Origin of the sequence: Aeromonas sp. 602658 (assembly GCF_049173005.1) — a bacterium.
GTDB lineage: Bacteria > Pseudomonadota > Gammaproteobacteria > Enterobacterales > Aeromonadaceae > Aeromonas > Aeromonas veronii_A.
The window spans coordinates 1-17,795 of the sequence record NZ_JAAKRF010000010.1 but is presented as its reverse complement, the minus strand read 5'-3'; the positions used below and the strand labels follow the sequence as shown (position 1 = coordinate 17,795).

General features: G+C 55.2%; 14 protein-coding genes and 1 rRNA gene. All 15 read left to right on the top strand.

The window, feature by feature from the left end:
• The first annotated feature begins 23 nt into the window (after window positions 1-23).
• Window positions 24-524 carry a 50S ribosomal protein L10 gene (gene rplJ, locus G5253_RS09745; RefSeq protein WP_216952230.1) on the top strand — a complete coding sequence of 167 codons (501 nt, stop codon included), beginning with the start codon at window positions 24-26 and terminating at the stop codon, window positions 522-524.
• Between the two features lie 51 nt (window positions 525-575).
• Window positions 576-938, top strand: a complete 363-nt coding sequence (gene rplL, locus G5253_RS09740; protein WP_005341840.1) for a 50S ribosomal protein L7/L12 — start codon at window positions 576-578, stop codon at window positions 936-938.
• A 224-nt stretch (window positions 939-1,162) separates the two neighbouring features.
• On the top strand, window positions 1,163-5,191 hold the full coding sequence (rpoB, locus tag G5253_RS09735) for a DNA-directed RNA polymerase subunit beta (RefSeq protein ID WP_216979946.1): 4,029 nt from the start codon (window positions 1,163-1,165) through the stop codon (window positions 5,189-5,191).
• 91 nt (window positions 5,192-5,282) lie between these two features.
• Complete coding sequence (gene rpoC, locus G5253_RS09730; RefSeq protein ID WP_266135193.1) at window positions 5,283-9,587, top strand: DNA-directed RNA polymerase subunit beta'; 4,305 nt, start codon at window positions 5,283-5,285, stop codon at window positions 9,585-9,587.
• A 194-nt stretch (window positions 9,588-9,781) separates the two neighbouring features.
• Complete coding sequence (locus G5253_RS09725) at window positions 9,782-10,498, top strand: helix-turn-helix transcriptional regulator (RefSeq protein WP_005339902.1); 717 nt, start codon at window positions 9,782-9,784, stop codon at window positions 10,496-10,498.
• Window positions 10,499-10,522: 24 nt separating this feature from the next.
• On the top strand, window positions 10,523-10,903 hold the full coding sequence (locus tag G5253_RS09720; protein ID WP_005339904.1) for a RidA family protein: 381 nt from the start codon (window positions 10,523-10,525) through the stop codon (window positions 10,901-10,903).
• A gap of 84 nt (window positions 10,904-10,987) precedes the next feature.
• The gene (tusD, locus tag G5253_RS09715; RefSeq protein WP_266135192.1) at window positions 10,988-11,380 is read left to right on the top strand and encodes a sulfurtransferase complex subunit TusD; all 393 of its coding nucleotides are present in this window, start codon (window positions 10,988-10,990) and stop codon (window positions 11,378-11,380) included.
• An 8-nt stretch (window positions 11,381-11,388) separates the two neighbouring features.
• Window positions 11,389-11,748, top strand: a complete 360-nt coding sequence (gene tusC, locus G5253_RS09710) for a sulfurtransferase complex subunit TusC (protein ID WP_005341830.1) — start codon at window positions 11,389-11,391, stop codon at window positions 11,746-11,748.
• Between the two features lie 7 nt (window positions 11,749-11,755).
• Entirely contained in the window at window positions 11,756-12,034 is a 279-nt protein-coding gene (gene tusB, locus G5253_RS09705) for a sulfurtransferase complex subunit TusB (RefSeq protein ID WP_058056195.1), read from the top strand.
• 182 nt (window positions 12,035-12,216) lie between these two features.
• Window positions 12,217-12,591: a 30S ribosomal protein S12 gene (gene rpsL, locus G5253_RS09700; RefSeq protein ID WP_005306278.1), complete on the top strand. Its 375-nt coding sequence runs from the start codon at window positions 12,217-12,219 to the stop codon at window positions 12,589-12,591.
• 93 nt (window positions 12,592-12,684) lie between these two features.
• On the top strand, window positions 12,685-13,155 hold the full coding sequence (gene rpsG / locus G5253_RS09695; protein ID WP_005339911.1) for a 30S ribosomal protein S7: 471 nt from the start codon (window positions 12,685-12,687) through the stop codon (window positions 13,153-13,155).
• A gap of 75 nt (window positions 13,156-13,230) precedes the next feature.
• On the top strand, window positions 13,231-15,336 hold the full coding sequence (gene fusA, locus G5253_RS09690; protein ID WP_021229318.1) for an elongation factor G: 2,106 nt from the start codon (window positions 13,231-13,233) through the stop codon (window positions 15,334-15,336).
• A 54-nt stretch (window positions 15,337-15,390) separates the two neighbouring features.
• Window positions 15,391-16,575, top strand: a complete 1,185-nt coding sequence (gene tuf / locus G5253_RS09685; RefSeq protein ID WP_074042664.1) for an elongation factor Tu — start codon at window positions 15,391-15,393, stop codon at window positions 16,573-16,575.
• A 111-nt stretch (window positions 16,576-16,686) separates the two neighbouring features.
• Complete coding sequence (gene gmhB / locus G5253_RS09680) at window positions 16,687-17,229, top strand: D-glycero-beta-D-manno-heptose 1,7-bisphosphate 7-phosphatase (RefSeq protein WP_266135191.1); 543 nt, start codon at window positions 16,687-16,689, stop codon at window positions 17,227-17,229.
• Window positions 17,230-17,641: 412 nt separating this feature from the next.
• Window positions 17,642-17,795: ribosomal RNA gene (locus G5253_RS09675) — 16S ribosomal RNA — on the top strand; the annotation flags it as partial.

Genomic DNA, 17,795 nt, shown 5'->3' with positions numbered 1-17,795 from the left:
GATTCAATCCAGGAGTTAAGCCAATGGCATTGGGACTCGAAGACAAAAAGGCAATTGTTGCTGAAGTCAACGAAGCTGCCAAAGGCGCTCTTTCTGCAGTTGTTGCCGATTCTCGCGGTGTCACTGTAGACAAGATGACCGTCCTGCGTAAAACCGCTCGTGAAGCCGGTGTGTACATGCGCGTTGTGCGTAACACCCTGCTGCGTCGCGCGGTAGAAGGTACCGAATACGAGTGCCTGAACGACGCATTTACCGGTCCTACCTTGATTGCTTTCTCTAACGAACACCCGGGCGCTGCTGCTCGTCTGTTCAAAGAGTTTGCCAAAGCGAACCAAAAGTTCGAAATCAAGGCTGGCGCTTTTAACGGTGAGTTTATCGCCGCAGCACAAATTGATCGTCTGGCCACGCTGCCGACCTACGACGAAGCAATTGCGAAGTTGATGGCGACTATGAAAGAAGCCTCTGCTGGCAAGCTGGTTCGTACCATCGCTGCTGTGCGTGATCAGAAGCAAGCTGCTGCTTGATTCTCGCCTATTTAGGCTGTTTGAGTTTATTCAACATCAGGAATTTTTGTCATGTCTATCACTAAAGACCAAATCATCGAAGCCGTTGCTTCCATGTCCGTAATGGAAGTTGTTGAGCTGATCGAAGCTATGGAAGAGAAGTTCGGTGTTTCTGCCGCTGTTGCTGTTGCTGCCGGTCCGGCCGCTGAAGCAGTAGAAGAGAAGACCGAGTTCGACGTAGTTCTGACTGCTGCCGGTGCCAACAAAGTGGCCGTCATCAAAGCCGTTCGTGGCGCTACCGGTCTGGGCCTGAAAGAAGCCAAAGATCTGGTAGAAGCTGCTCCGGCTAACCTGAAAGAAGCCGTCTCCAAAGACGAAGCTGAAGCTCTGAAGAAAGAGCTGGAAGCTGCCGGTGCTTCTGTTGAGATCAAATAATCTGCATTTATGTAGATTAGCCTGATAAAACAGGCTAGGGCTGGTGAATTTTTGTTCACCAGCCTTTTTGCGCTGTAGACTGAGAGCATTTCACACCGTTTACGACTCTCGGTGCACCAGCAATCCGGACTGTCTTCTTTCGTCCGGGCCAACACAAAACGGTGTTGAGACAGAGCTGTCCCGCGGGACAGAGTGGGTCACTTATCAGCGAGCTGAGGAACCCTATGGTTTACTCTTATACCGAAAAAAAACGCATTCGTAAGGACTTCGGTAAGCGAGACCAGGTACTGGACACGCCTTATCTGTTGTCCATTCAGCTGGACTCCTTCAAGCAGTTCATCGAGGCTGACCCGGAAGGTGAATATGGCCTAGAGGCCGCTTTCCGTAGCGTTTTCCCGATCACCAGTTACTCCGGTAGTGCTGAGCTTCAGTATGTCAGCTATCGCCTGGGTGAGCCGGTATTTGACGTAAAAGAATGCCAGATCCGTGGAGTGACCTACTCCGCGCCGCTGCGTGTCAAGCTTCGTATGGTTCTGTACGACCGTGAAGCAGCTGCCGGCACCGTCAAAGACATCAAGGAACAAGAAGTATACATGGGCGAAATTCCGCTCATGACCGAGAACGGCACCTTTGTTATCAATGGTACCGAGCGGGTTATCGTTTCCCAGCTGCACCGCAGCCCGGGCGTCTTCTTCGACCACGATAAAGGCAAAACACATTCATCCGGTAAGGTGCTGTATAACGCGCGCGTTATCCCCTACCGTGGCTCCTGGCTGGACTTCGAGTTCGATGCGAAAGACAACCTGTTTGTCCGTATTGACCGTCGTCGCAAACTGCCGGCATCCATCATTCTGCGCGCCCTGGACTTCACTTCCGAAGAGATCCTGGCCACCTTCTTCGAAACCATCGGTTTCGAGGTCAAAGATGGCAAGTTGATGATGGATCTGGTGCCAGAGCGCCTGCGTGGCGAAACTGCGACCTTCGACATCGTGGCCAATGGTGCCGTGGTTGTTGAAACCGGTCGTCGTGTGACTGCCCGTCACATCCGTCAGCTGGAAAAAGATGCCGTTACCCAGATTGAGGTACCGGTTGAGTACGTTGTTGGCAAAGTTGCTGCCAAGGACTACGCACATCCGCAAACTGGCGAACTGGTAGTGGCAGCCAACCAGGCTCTGAGTCTGGAAGCGATTGCCAACCTGTCCCAGGCCGGCTTCAAGCATTTCGAGGTTCTGTTCACCAACGAACTGGACCACGGTGCTTACATGTCCGAGACCCTGCGCGTCGATTCCAGCACCAACCGTCTGGAAGCGCTGGTAGAAATCTACCGCATGATGCGTCCGGGCGAGCCGCCGACACGTGAAGCAGCAGAGCAGCTGTTCGAAAACCTGTTCTTCTCTGCCGAACGTTACGACCTGTCTACCGTAGGTCGGATGAAGTTCAACCGCCGTCTGGGTCGTGAAGACGAGACTGGCGCTGGCGTACTGACCAAAGACGATATCGTCGATGTAATGAAGCGCCTGATCGACATCCGTAACGGTAACGACGAAGTGGACGATATCGACCACCTGGGTAACCGTCGTATCCGTTCTGTCGGTGAAATGGCTGAAAACCAGTTCCGCGTCGGTCTGGTGCGTGTCGAGCGTGCGGTCAAGGAGCGTCTCTCCCTGGGCGACCTGGACACCCTGATGCCGCAGGATCTGATCAACGCCAAGCCGATCTCCGCCGCAGTCAAAGAGTTCTTTGGTTCCAGCCAGCTGTCCCAGTTTATGGACCAGAACAACCCGCTCTCCGAAGTGACCCACAAGCGCCGTATCTCTGCGCTGGGCCCGGGCGGTTTGACTCGTGAGCGTGCCGGCTTTGAAGTCCGAGACGTACACCCGACCCACTACGGTCGTCTGTGCCCGATCGAGACTCCTGAAGGTCCGAACATCGGTCTGATCAACTCCCTGTCCGTGTACTCTCGTACCAACGAGTATGGTTTCCTCGAGACCCCGTATCGTAAGGTCATTGACGGTGTGATCACCGACGAAGTGGACTATCTGTCTGCTATTGAAGAAGGCAAGTACGTGATCGCACAGGCTAACGCCGCGACCACCGAAGATGGCCGTCTGAAAGATGAATTGATCCCGTGCCGTCACAAAGGTGAATCCACCTTTATGAACGCCGACCAGATCCAGTATATGGACGTGAGCCCGCAGCAGATCGTATCTGTGGCAGCGGCCCTGATCCCGTTCCTGGAACACGATGACGCGAACCGCGCATTGATGGGTTCAAACATGCAACGTCAGGCTGTACCGACCCTGCGTGCTGACAAGCCGCTGGTAGGTACCGGTATGGAACGCGCTGTGGCCGTTGACTCCGGTGTAACCGTAGTTGCCAAGCGTGGCGGCATGATCGACTACGTCGATGCCTCCCGTATCGTTATCAAGGTAAATGAAGATGAGCTGATGCCAGGCGAAGCCGGTATCGACATCTACAACCTGACCAAATACACCCGTTCCAACCAGAACACCTGTATCAACCAGCGTCCTTGCGTGATGTTGGGTGAGCCGGTCATGGCTGGCGACGTACTGGCTGACGGCCCGTCCACCGATCTGGGTGAACTGGCTCTGGGTCAGAACATGCGCGTCGCGTTCATGCCGTGGAACGGTTACAACTTCGAAGACTCGATCCTGGTGAACGAGCGTGTTGTTCAGGAAGATCGCCTGACCACCATCCATATCCAGGAACTGGCCTGTATCTCCCGTGACACCAAGCTGGGTCCGGAAGAGATCACTGCTGACATCCCGAACGTGGGTGAAGCCGCTCTGTCCAAGCTGGACGAGTCCGGTATCGTCTACGTGGGTGCCGAAGTGAAGGGCGGCGACATTCTGGTTGGTAAGGTAACGCCGAAAGGTGAAACCCAGCTGACGCCGGAAGAGAAGCTGCTGCGCGCCATCTTCGGTGAGAAGGCGTCCGACGTGAAGGACTCCTCCCTGCGTGTACCGAACGGTGTGTACGGTACCGTGGTTGACGTGCAAGTCTTTACCCGCGATGGCGTGGAAAAAGACAAGCGCGCCAAAGAAATCGAAGAGATGCAGCTGAAGGAAGCGAAGAAGGACTTGACCGAAGAGTTCAAGATCCTGGAAGACGGCATTTTCGGCCGCTCCCGCAACCTGCTGCTGGCCGCCGGTTACAGCGAAGATCGTCTGAACAAGCTCGATCGCTCCAAGTGGTTTGAACTGGCCATCGAAGACGAAGGCAAGCAGACCGAACTGGAACAGATCGCTGAACAGCACGTTGAGCTGAAAGCCGAGTTCGACAAGAAATTCGAGAACAAGCGTCGCAAGATTATCCAGGGTGATGATCTGGCACCGGGCGTACTGAAAATCGTCAAGGTTTATCTGGCAGTCAAGCGTCGCATCCAGCCGGGTGACAAGATGGCGGGCCGTCACGGTAACAAGGGTGTTATCTCCAAGATCTGTCCGGTCGAGGATATGCCTCATGACGAGTTCGGCCGTCCGGTCGACATCGTACTGAACCCGTTGGGCGTACCATCCCGTATGAACATCGGTCAGATCCTCGAAGTGCACTTGGGCCTTGCGGCCAAGGGTATCGGCGAGAAGATCGATCGCATGGTCAAAGAGCAGCGCGAGCTGCACGAGATGCGCAACTTCCTGCAACAGGTCTATGACCTGGGCGAGAAGGACACCCAGCAAGTGAACATCGCCGAACTGTCTGACGACGACGTACGTACCCTGGTGGGTAACCTGCGTAAGGGTCTGCCGGTTGCTACTCCAGTGTTTGATGGTGCCAAAGAGCGCGAAATCAAAGCCCTGCTGAAGCTGGCCGATCTGCCGGAATCCGGTCAGATTGATCTGTTCGACGGCCGTACCGGTAACCGCTTCGAGCGTAAAGTAACCGTTGGTTACATGTACATGCTGAAGCTGAACCACTTGGTCGACGACAAGATGCACGCGCGTTCTACCGGTTCTTACAGCCTGGTTACCCAGCAGCCGCTGGGTGGTAAGGCTCAGTTCGGTGGTCAGCGTTTCGGTGAGATGGAAGTGTGGGCCCTGGAGGCTTACGGTGCGGCATATACCCTGCAGGAAATGCTGACCGTCAAGTCTGACGATGTGAATGGCCGTACCAAGATGTATAAGAACATCGTGGATGGCGACCACCGTATGGAGCCGGGCATGCCCGAATCCTTCAACGTATTGCTGAAGGAAATCCGCTCTCTGGGTATCAACATCGAGCTGGACGAAGAGTAAGAGCTCGCTCTTATTGTTCGAGAATTGACGTGGGCGCCCCGCTGTTTTGGCAGCCGGGGCGCCGAGGTTAGACTCCTGACAGGGGAAACACGTGAAAGACTTACTCAAGTTTTTGAAGGCTCAGACCAAGACCGAAGAGTTTGACAGTATCAAGATCGGTCTGGCCTCTCCTGACATGATCCGCTCCTGGTCATTCGGTGAGGTCAAAAAGCCTGAGACCATCAACTACCGGACTTTCAAGCCGGAGCGTGATGGTCTGTTCTGCGCCCGTATCTTCGGACCGGTGAAGGACTACGAGTGTCTGTGCGGCAAGTACAAGCGCCTGAAACACCGTGGTGTGATCTGTGAGAAGTGCGGCGTTGAAGTGACCCAGACCAAGGTCCGTCGTGAGCGTATGGGCCACATCGAGCTGGCCAGCCCGACTGCCCACATCTGGTTCCTGAAGTCCCTGCCGTCCCGTATCGGTCTGCTGCTGGACATGACCCTGCGCGACATCGAGCGCGTGCTCTACTTCGAATCTTTCGTAGTTATCGAGCCGGGCATGACCAACCTCGAACGCAGCCAGATGCTCTCTGAAGAGCAGTACCTGGATGCGCTGGAAGAGTGGGGCGACGAATTTGACGCCAAGATGGGTGCCGAAGCGATCCTGGCATTGCTGCGTGCCATCGATCTGGAAGGTGAAGTCAAAGCGATGCGTGAGGAGCTGGATCAGACCAACTCCGAGACCAAACGCAAGAAGACCACCAAGCGTCTGAAGCTGATGGAAGCTTTCCTGCAGTCCGGCAACAAGCCGGAGTGGATGATCATGACAGTGCTGCCTGTGCTGCCGCCGGACCTGCGTCCGCTGGTACCGCTGGACGGCGGCCGTTTCGCGACTTCCGATCTGAACGATCTGTACCGTCGCGTGATCAACCGTAACAACCGCTTGAAGCGTCTGCTGGATCTGGCTGCTCCGGACATCATCGTGCGCAACGAAAAGCGCATGCTGCAAGAGTCCGTCGATGCGCTGCTGGATAACGGCCGTCGCGGTCGTGCCATCACCGGTTCCAACAAGCGCCCGCTGAAATCCCTGGCCGACATGATCAAGGGTAAGCAGGGTCGTTTCCGTCAGAACCTGCTCGGTAAGCGTGTCGACTACTCCGGTCGTTCCGTTATCACCGTAGGCCCGACTCTGCGTCTGCATCAGTGCGGTCTGCCGAAGAAGATGGCGCTGGAACTGTTCAAGCCGTTCATCTATGGCAAGCTGGAAACCCGCGGTCTGGCGACCACTATCAAGGCCGCCAAGAAGATGGTGGAGCGCGAGGAAGCTGTCGTTTGGGACATCCTGGACGAAGTGATCCGCGAACATCCGGTTCTGCTGAACCGTGCACCGACTCTGCACCGTCTGGGTATCCAGGCATTCGAACCGACTCTTGTCGAAGGCAAGGCAATCCAGCTGCACCCGCTGGTTTGTGCTGCGTATAACGCGGACTTCGACGGTGACCAGATGGCTGTTCACGTACCGCTGACCCTGGAAGCCCAGCTGGAAGCGCGTGCGCTGATGATGTCTACCAACAACATCCTGTCGCCTGCATCCGGTGAGCCGATCATCGTTCCTTCTCAGGACGTGGTCTTGGGTCTGTACTACATGACCCGCGCCCGCATCAATGCGAAGGGTGAAGGTATGGTGCTGTCCGGCCCGAAAGAGGCCGAGAAAGTGTACCGTGCCGGTCTGGCCGACCTGCATGCTCGCGTCAAGTGCCGCATCACCGAGTACGTGAAGAACGAAGCCGGTGAGCTGGTTGCCAAGACCGAGATGAAGAACACCACCGTTGGTCGTGCGATCCTGAGCCTGATCCTGCCGAAAGGCATGGAATACGCCCTGATCGACGAGCCGAAGGTGCTGACTGCTGCAGAACAGGCTGATCTGGATGCCAATCCGCAGAACTGGATCAAGTGCGTATCCAACAAGGCGCTGGGCAAAAAGCTCATCTCCCGTCTGCTGAACACCTGCTATCGCAAGCAGGGCCTGAAGGATACCGTTATCTTCGCTGACCAGCTGATGTATACCGGTTTCCACTACGCGGCCCTGTCCGGTGCTTCCGTTGGTATCGATGACATGGTCATCCCGGATGCCAAGAAAGACATCATCGCAGCAGCCGAAGCTGAAGTTGCCGAGATCCAGGACCAGTTCCTGTCAGGTCTGGTAACTGCGGGCGAGCGTTACAACAAGGTTATCGATATCTGGGCCAGCGCCAACGAGCGCGTCTCCAAGGCCATGATGGAGAACTTGTCCAAAGAGCGTAACGTCAACTCGCTGGGTGAAGAAGAAGAGCAGGCCTCGTTCAACAGCATCTTTATGATGGCCGACTCTGGTGCGCGTGGTTCCGCCGCCCAGATCCGTCAGCTGGCCGGTATGCGTGGCCTGATGGCCAAGCCGGATGGCTCCATCATCGAGACCCCGATCATCGCGAACTTCCGCGAAGGTCTGAACGTACTGCAGTACTTTATCTCTACCCACGGTGCTCGTAAGGGTCTGGCGGATACTGCACTGAAGACTGCGAACTCCGGTTACCTGACTCGTCGCCTGGTAGACGTGGCGCAGGACATGGTGATCACCGAGGACGATTGCGGCACTACCGACGGTCTGTGGATGACTCCGCTGATCGAGGGTGGCGACGTGGTCGAGCCGCTGCGTGAGCGCGTGCTGGGTCGTGTGGTGGCAGAAGATGTCATCAAGCCGGGTACCGAGGACGAGATCCTGGTCGCTCGCAACACCCTGCTCGACGAGCAGCTGTGTGACCTGCTGGAACGCAACTCCGTTGACCGTGTGAAGGTACGTTCTGCCATCACCTGTGAAACCGACTTCGGTAACTGTGCTCACTGCTACGGCCGTGATCTGGCCCGTGGTCACCTGGTTAACAAGGGTGAGGCTGTCGGTGTTATCGCCGCCCAGTCCATCGGTGAACCGGGTACCCAGCTGACGATGCGTACTTTCCACATCGGTGGTGCTGCATCTCGTGCCGCTGCTGAAAGCAGCATCCAGGTCAAGAACACCGGTACCATCAAGCTGCAGAACGCCAAGTTCGTTCACAACAGCGATGACAAACTGGTTATCACCTCACGTTCTACCGAACTGACCATCATGGACGACATGGGCCGTACCAAGGAAAGCCACAAGCTGCCTTACGGTTCCGTACTGGAAGTGAAGGACGGCCAGGCCGTGAGTGCTGGCGAGACCGTTGCCAACTGGGATCCGCACACCCACCCGATCATCACCGAAGTGGCAGGTCGCCTGCAGTTCGAACACATGATCGATGGCGTGACCATCACTCGTCAGACCGACGAGCTGACCGGTCTCTCTTCTATCGTTGTTCTGGACGTCAACGAGCGTCCGAGCGCCGGTAAAGAGATGCGTCCGACCGTTAAACTGGTCGACCTGAACGGCAAAGACGTGATGATCCCGGGTACCGATGTAGCCGCCCAGTACTTCCTGCCGGGCAAGGCGATCGTGAACCTGGAAGATGGTGCCAACGTGGGCGTGGGTGACGCGGTAGCGCGTATCCCGCAAGAGTCCGGCGGTACCAAGGACATCACCGGTGGTCTGCCGCGCGTTGCGGATCTGTTCGAAGCACGTCAACCGAAGGAACCGGCAATTCTGGCCGAGATCTCCGGTACCATCTCCTTCGGGAAAGAGACCAAGGGCAAACGCCGTCTGGTCATCACCCCGACCGATGGTGGCAACGTCTACGAAGAGATGATTCCGAAGTGGCGTAACCTGAACGTGTTCGAAGGTGAAAAAGTTGAGAAGGGTGAAGTGCTGGCGGACGGTCCTGAGTCTGCTCACGACATCCTGCGTCTGCGCGGTATCAGCCCGGTCGCCAACTACATCGCCAACGAAGTGCAGGACGTATACCGTCTGCAAGGCGTTAAGATCAACGACAAGCACATCGAAGTCATCGTTCGTCAGATGCTGCGCAAGTGCGAGATCCTGAGCGCTGGCGATACCGATCTGATCGAAGGCGAACAGGTTGAAGTGGCTCGTGTGAAGATTGCCAACCGTAAGCTGGTTGCCGAGGGCAAGACCCCTGCGACCTACCGTCATGTTCTGATGGGTATTACCAAGGCATCTCTGAGCACCGAGTCCTTCATCTCCGCGGCTTCCTTCCAGGAAACCACTCGCGTTCTGACCGAAGCCGCCGTAGGTGGCAAGCGTGATGAACTGCGTGGTCTGAAAGAGAACGTCATCGTGGGTCGTCTGATCCCGGCTGGTACCGGCTTTGCCTACCACCACAGCCGGATCAACCAGCGTGCTGCCGCAGCTCGTGCTGTTGGCACCCCGCAGGTGACCGCTGATGAAGCGGAGCAGAACCTGGCGGATCTGCTTAACGCAGCCGGTAGCTTCGACGAAGAGTAACTCGTCATCCGTGATTAAAAAGGGCTCCTTCAAGGAGCCCTTTTTGTTGGCCAATTCCTCGGCAAAGGTAGACGCAGCGCGGGTTTCAGGATGATCCAGAGCAAAGTTGTAGAGTAAAAAATCAAAAAAAGTTGACTTTACTCCCCTGCAATTTAAAACTCGGGAAAGTTGAATGGTTATTACAGGGGTAGAACATGACTGTCGGTATCGAGGAAGCCATGCTTCCCGAAGAACAGCTGATCAGCCGCACTTTTACAGATGAAGACAGGGAATTGTTGCGCTCATACGATGGGCTCATCGATGGCTTGGCCGAGCTGTTCGGCAAGCATTGTGAAGTGGTACTCCACTCCCTGGAAAATCTGCACGAGTCGGTGATCAAGATCGCCAACGGCTTCAATACCGGACGCACCCTCGGGGCGCCCATCACCGATCTCGCCCTGCGCATGCTCAAGGATATCGAGAGCACCGGCCAGGATTACACTCAGAGCTATTTCGCTCGCAGCCGTACCGGCGCGCTGATGAAGTCGAGCACCATCGCCATTCGCAACAGCGAGCGGCAAGTAGTGGGGCTTATCTGCATCAATCTGCACATCAATGCGCCTTTCCACGAGTTCGTGGCCGAATTTTTCCCGACGCCCCAGCAGGCGGCGCGTCAGTCACCAGAGACCTTCGCCAACAGCGTGGAAGAGCTGGTTGCCCAGACGGTGGATAACACCATCGACGAGATCAATCGCGATCCCACCGTGGCCAACAATGCCAAGAACCGCTTCATCGTGACCCAGCTGTTCGAGAAGGGCATTTTCGATATCAAGGATTCGATCAATCTGGTGGCGGACAAACTCAATATTTCAAAACATACCGTTTATCTTTACATCCGACAGCGCAAGCAGGGTGAAGACGAGAACGAGTAACTCATTCCAGAAGGGGATAGATGAATGGCTAAAGAAGTGATTGCAACCGACAAGGCGCCTGCCGCGATTGGTCCGTATGTTCAGGCTACCAAGGTTGGCGAGATGATCTTCACCTCCGGGCAGATCCCGCTCGATCCTGCCACCATGGAAATCGTGGCTGGCGGCATTGAAGAGCAGGCCGAGCGGGTGATGAAGAATCTGGTTGCCGTGTTGCACGCTGCGGGTGCCGATGCCAGCAAAGTGGTCAAAACCACCTGCTTCCTGAGTGACATGAACAACTTCGTTGCTTTCAATCAGGTCTATGCCCGCTACTTTGGCGATGCGGCGCCAGCCCGCTCCTGCGTGGAGGTGGCCCGTCTGCCGAAAGATGTGCTGGTCGAGGTTGAGGCGATAGCCCATCTCTGAGCAAGAGATCGAATCAAGCCCCTCCTGGCAGGGGCTTTTTTGTTTTTGGCGTAAAATGGACCGGGTCAGCACAGGAGTCCTGCTATGAGTCTGAGTTTTGCCATTCTGGTCACGGGACCTGCCTATGGCACCCAATCGGCCAGCACAGCCTATCGTTTTGCCCGCGCCCTGTTGGCGCAGGGGCATACCTTGTCCCACCTGTTTTTCTATCAGGACGGGGTCTGCAACGGCAACGGTCTGCATCTGCCAGCATCCGATGAGACTGACCTGGTGCGTCTGTGGCGAGAGCTGGCAGAAGAGCAGGGGATCCGTATCGACGTCTGCGTCGCCGCCGCCATGCGACGCGGTGTGCTCGATGAACAGGAAGCCAAGGGGGCAGGGCAGGCACACTTCAATCTGCAAGCGCCATTTTGCCTGAGCGGTCTGGGCCAGTTGGCCGAGGCGGCGCTCACCGCCGATCGGCTGGTTCAGTTTTAGGGGGAGTCATGAGCAAGAAAATCGCCTTTATCTGCAGTCGTGGCCCCCATGGCCATGCCGCCGGCCGGGAAGGACTGGATGCCTTGTTGGCCACCTCGGCCATGACCGATGAGCTGGCCCTCTTCCTGATTGGGGACGGCGTGCTGCAACTGCTCAAGGAGCAGCAGCCTGCCGCCATTTTGCAGCGCCACTACGCGCCCACCTTCAAAATGCTGGAACTCTACGACATCGAAGAGGTCTATGTTTGTGCTGACTCGCTGGCAGAGCGTGGCGTGACAGTGGATGATCTGCTGATCCCCGTCGAGAGTCTGCCGCGCCAGGAACTGGCTCGGCGCTGGGCACAATGTTCGACTCACATCAGCTTTTGAGGTCTCTATGTTGCATCTGATATTGAACTCTCCCTTTCAGAGTCAGGCTCTGGCAGAGGCGCTCTCATACCTTCAGCCCGAGGATGAGCTGGTACTGATGCAGGATGCCGTGATTGCGGCATCGGCTCCCCAGTGGAGCGCGCGGCTGGCGGGTATCCCGCTTTATGTGATGCAGGAAGATCTGCAAGCTCGCGGTTTGCAGCATCGGGTGGGCAATGTGCTCGATATGGCGGATCTGGTGGCACTGATTGCGCAAAAAGGTTCCCCGCGCACCTGGGGTGGCTGAGAAGCATATTTTCAAGAAAATTCAAGGCGATGTCGTGAAAGCAAACGGATCCGAATTGCCCTTTTGTGACGCAAATTGTATAAATCTTGACTCCCCAGACAACAGGGCATAAAATTTCGCGTCCCCGTATCTGCGGGGAGGATTTTCCACACGTTTATGAAGTCATTATCAGGAGCCTTTTGATGGCAACTATTAACCAGTTGGTTCGCAAGCCACGCATCAAGCTCGTTGTGAAAAGCAACGTGCCGGCGCTGGAAGCGTGCCCTCAGAAGCGTGGCGTATGCACTCGTGTATATACCACCACCCCGAAGAAGCCTAACTCTGCACTGCGTAAAGTGTGCCGTGTACGTCTGACCAACGGCTTCGAAGTCACCTCCTACATCGGTGGTGAAGGTCACAACCTGCAAGAGCACTCTGTTGTTCTGATCCGTGGCGGTCGTGTAAAAGACTTGCCAGGTGTTCGTTATCACACCGTTCGTGGTGCGTTGGACTGTGCCGGTGTTAAAGACCGTAAGCAGGCTCGCTCCAAGTATGGCGTGAAGCGTCCTAAAGCTTAATGGTTCTCCGTTAAGTAAGGCCAAACGTTAATTCGTTTCTAGTTAGATAGCTTTCTAGTTTTGGGTAATCCCTGAAGTTACGGAGAATTTGAAATGCCAAGACGTCGTGTTGTTGGTCAGCGTAAAATCCTGCCAGATCCCAAGTTCGGATCAGAGCTGCTGGCTAAATTTGTCAACGTAGTAATGGTTGACGGTAAGAAATCTGTTGCAGAAGCCATTGTTTATGGCGCCCTGGACATCATTGCCACCAAATCTGGCAAAGAGCACCTGGCCGTATTCGAAGAAGCTCTGGATAACATTCGTCCGGCGGTCGAGGTTAAATCTCGTCGCGTCGGTGGTGCAACCTATCAGGTGCCGGTAGAAGTTCGTCCGGTACGTCGCAATGCCCTGGCAATGCGCTGGTTGGTTGATGCCGCTCGTAAACGTGGTGAAAAATCAATGGCTCAGCGTCTGGCTGGCGAGCTGCTGGATGCCGCTGACAATAAGGGTTCGTCTGTCAAGAAACGTGAAGACGTTCACCGTATGGCTGAAGCGAACAAAGCCTTCGCTCACTTCCGCTGGTAATCCGCTTGCGCAGGGTCTTTTGACTCTGCGCACCTTTAATTATCTAGGGACAAGCGCCTTAGTAAGAGGATGACAATGGCTCGTACAACCCCCATTGAGCGTTATCGTAACATCGGTATCTCCGCTCACATTGACGCCGGTAAGACTACTACTACCGAGCGCGTACTGTTTTACACCGGTGTAAGTCACAAGATCGGTGAAGTTCACGATGGCGCTGCCACCATGGACTGGATGGAACAGGAACAAGAGCGTGGTATCACCATCACCTCCGCCGCGACCACCGCTTTCTGGTCCGGTATGGGTAAACAGTTCCAACCGCACCGTATCAACATCATCGATACCCCGGGCCACGTTGACTTTACTATCGAAGTAGAGCGTTCAATGCGTGTTCTGGACGGTGCCGTGATGGTGTACTGTGCTGTAGGTGGCGTACAGCCACAGTCTGAAACCGTATGGCGTCAGGCTAACAAGTACAAGGTTCCCCGTATTGCGTTCGTCAACAAGATGGACCGTACCGGTGCCAACTTCCTGCGTTGTGTTGAGCACATCAAGACCCGTCTGAAAGGTACTCCGGTTCCCCTTCAGCTGAACATCGGCTCTGAAGAGAACTTCAAGGGCGTTGTTGACCTGGTCAAGATGAAGGCCATCAACTGGAACGAAGCTGACCAGGGCGTATCCTTCGATTACGAAGACGTCCCGGCCGAGTTGCTGGAACAGGCGCAAGAAATGCGCATGAATCTGGTTGAAGCCGCTGCTGAAGCGTCTGAAGACCTGATGGAAAAATACCTGGGCGGCGAAGAGCTGACCGAGGAAGAGATCAAAGGTGCTCTGCGTCAGCGCGTGCTGAACAACGAAATCATCCTGGTAACCTGTGGCTCCGCGTTCAAGAACAAGGGCGTACAGGCCATGCTGGATGCCGTGATCGAGTACCTGCCGGCTCCGACCGACGTTGCTGCTATCGACGGCCTGAAAATGGACGGCGAGACCAAAGACGAGCGTCACGCTTCCGATGACGAGCCGTTCTCTGCTCTGGCGTTCAAGATCGCTACCGACCCGTTCGTTGGTAACCTGACCTTCTTCCGTGTCTACTCTGGCGTGATCAACTCCGGTGACACCGTGCTGAACTCCGTCAAGGACAAGCGCGAGCGTTTTGGCCGTATCGTTCAGATGCATGCCAACAAGCGTGAAGAGATCAAAGAAGTACGCGCTGGTGACATCGCTGCTGCCATCGGTCTGAAAGACGTGACCACTGGTGACACCCTGTGTGACCCGAACGCACCGATCATCCTCGAGCGTATGGAATTCCCGGAGCCGGTAATTTCTATCGCGGTTGAGCCGAAAACCAAGGCTGACCAGGAGAAGATGGGTCTGGCTCTGGGCCGTCTGGCTCAGGAAGATCCGTCCTTCCGCGTATGGACTGACGAAGAGTCAGGTCAAACCATCATCGCTGGTATGGGTGAGCTGCACCTGGACATCATCGTTGACCGTATGCGTCGCGAGTTCAAGGTTGAAGCCAACGTAGGTAAGCCGCAGGTTGCCTACCGTGAAACCATCCGTACCACAGTTAAAGACATCGAAGGCAAGCATGCCAAGCAGTCTGGTGGTCGCGGTCAGTACGGTCATGTTGTTATCGACATGTACCCGCTGGAAGAAGGCAAAGCATACGAATTCGTCAACGACATCAAAGGTGGTGTCATTCCTGGTGAATTCATCCCGGGTGTTGATAAAGGTATCCGTGAGCAGCTCAAATCTGGTCCGCTGGCTGGTTACCCGGTTATGGATCTGGGTGTGCGTCTGCACTTCGGTTCTTACCACGATGTCGACTCTTCCGAACTGGCGTTCAAAATCGCTGCTTCCATGGCCTTTAAGGCTGGCTTCATGAAAGCCAACCCGGTTCTGCTCGAACCGATCATGAAAGTAGAAGTTGAAACTCCGGAAGATTACATGGGCGACGTTATCGGTGACCTGAACCGTCGTCGTGGCCTGATCGAAGGTATGGAAGATGGCCCGTCCGGCAAGATCGTACGTGCTCTGGTGCCGCTGGCCGAAATGTTCGGTTATGCAACTGCACTGCGTTCCGCTACCCAGGGTCGCGCTTCCTACGCCATGGAATTCGCCAAGTATCACGATGCACCGACCAACGTTGCACAAGCCGTGATCGAAGAGCGCAAATCCAAGTAATTTAAGATTCCCCGCCTACGACGGTAGGCGGGTTTAACCTAGAAGGACTACGTCGTGTCTAAAGAAAAATTTGAGCGTAATAAACCGCACGTAAACGTCGGCACCATCGGCCACGTTGACCACGGTAAAACCACCCTGACTGCAGCTATCACCAACGTGCTGGCCAAGCACTTCGGTGGTAAAGCTTTCGCCTTCGACCAGATCGACAAGGCACCGGAAGAGCGTGAGCGTGGTATCACCATCAACACCTCCCACGTAGAATACGACACCGCTACCCGTCACTACGCACACGTAGACTGCCCGGGTCACGCCGACTACGTTAAAAACATGATCACCGGTGCTGCCCAGATGGACGGCGCGATCCTGGTAGTAGCAGCGACTGACGGCCCGATGCCGCAGACTCGTGAGCACATCCTGCTGGGTCGTCAGGTAGGCGTTCCGTACATCATCGTGTTCATGAACAAGTGTGACATGGTAGATGACGAAGAGCTGCTGGAACTGGTCGAGATGGAAGTTCGCGAACTGCTGTCCGAGTACGACTTCCCGGGCGATGACCTGCCGGTAGTCCGTGGTTCCGCACTGAAAGCGCTGGAAGGCGAAGCTCAGTGGGAAGAGAAGATCCTGGAACTGGCTGGCCACCTGGACAGCTACATTCCGGAGCCGGAGCGTGCGATTGACCAGCCGTTCCTGATGCCGATCGAAGACGTATTCTCTATCGCTGGCCGTGGTACTGTAGTTACCGGTCGTGTAGAGCGCGGTATCGTTAAAGTAGGTGAAGAAGTGGAAATCGTTGGTATCAAAGATACCACCAAGACCACCTGTACCGGCGTTGAAATGTTCCGCAAGCTGCTGGACGAAGGTCGTGCAGGCGAGAACATCGGTGCACTGCTGCGTGGCGTGAAGCGTGAAGACGTAGAGCGTGGTCAGGTACTGGCCAAGCCGGGCACCATCAAGCCGCACACCAAGTTTGAATCTGAAGTGTACGTGCTGTCCAAAGAAGAAGGTGGTCGTCATACCCCGTTCTTCAAAGGCTACCGTCCGCAGTTCTACTTCCGTACTACCGACGTGACCGGTACCATCGAACTGCCGGAAGGCGTAGAGATGGTAATGCCGGGCGACAACATCAAGATGGTTGTTACCCTGATTGCGCCGATCGCGATGGACGACGGCCTGCGTTTCGCTATCCGTGAAGGTGGCCGTACCGTAGGTGCTGGTGTTGTAGCTAAAGTTATCGCTTAATCGATACTTTAAATGCACACATGAAAGGGGTGGCTTCGGCTGCCCCTTTTGTTTTTGGGCTTTATCTGCCCTGTGAGATACTGGGCAAAACCATTGATTGAGGTAGTTTCCGTGAGCAAACCCGCCATTTTTCTGGATCGTGACGGTGTCATCAATGAAGACACTGGCTATGTCAGCCAGGTCGATGACTTCCATTTTCTGCCCGGAGTCATAGACGCCCTGCAGCTCCTCAAAAAGAAAGGCTATCTGCTGGTTGTAGTGACCAACCAGTCAGGGATTGCCCGCGGTTATTTCACCGAAGATGATTTCATGAACCTAACCGAGTGGATGGATTGGTCGCTGGCCGATCGCGATGTGGACCTCGATGGTATCTACTTCTGCCCACACCATCCGATTCACGGTGCTCCCTGTGACTGCCGCAAGCCGGAACCGGGAATGCTGTTGCTCGCCAAGCAGGAACTGAACATCGACATGAGCCGTTCCTATATGGTGGGTGACAAGCCTTCCGATCTGAAAGCAGCGAGCAATGCCGGGGTCGGTCACAAGATCATGGTCAGAACCGGTAAGCCGGTTACCGAAACGGGTAGCGCACTGGCAGATGCCATCTATGACAACCTGCATGATTTTGCCATCGCGGTGCCTGCAGCACGCTGATTTCGCCGGTTTAATATGCCAATTGGTGGCTTTGTGAGCGAACGAACAGCGAAAGCCATCTTTTTGCAATTATCCGCTTGCCAGAACGAATTCACTCCCTATAATGCGCCTTCATCGACACGGCAAGCGGCAACGCAGAAAGCCAAGTCGGTAACCTCGAAAAGCCTTTGAAAATAAGGCTTGACTCGAGAAGGCGGTTGAGTAGAATTCCACTCCCGCAGCAACACACTGTTGCGTCGCTCTTTAACAATTTGAATCAAGCAATCTGTGTGGGCACTCACAGCATCGAACATCAAAAACAATTTTTGATTTTCAATGTCTGGTGAAGTGACCAAGACGATTTCTTAGCAATAAGAAGTCGAACAGTTTATTTCAGCAATTCATTGAGCCGCTTTTCGAAGCAACCAAACTTAAATTGAAGAGTTTGATCATGGCTCAGATTGAACGCTGGCGGCAGGCCTAACACATGCAAGTCGAGCGGCAGCGGGGAAGTAGCTTGCTACTTTTGCCGGCGAGCGGCGGACGGGTGAGTAATGCCTGGGAAATTGCCCAGTCGAGGGGGATAA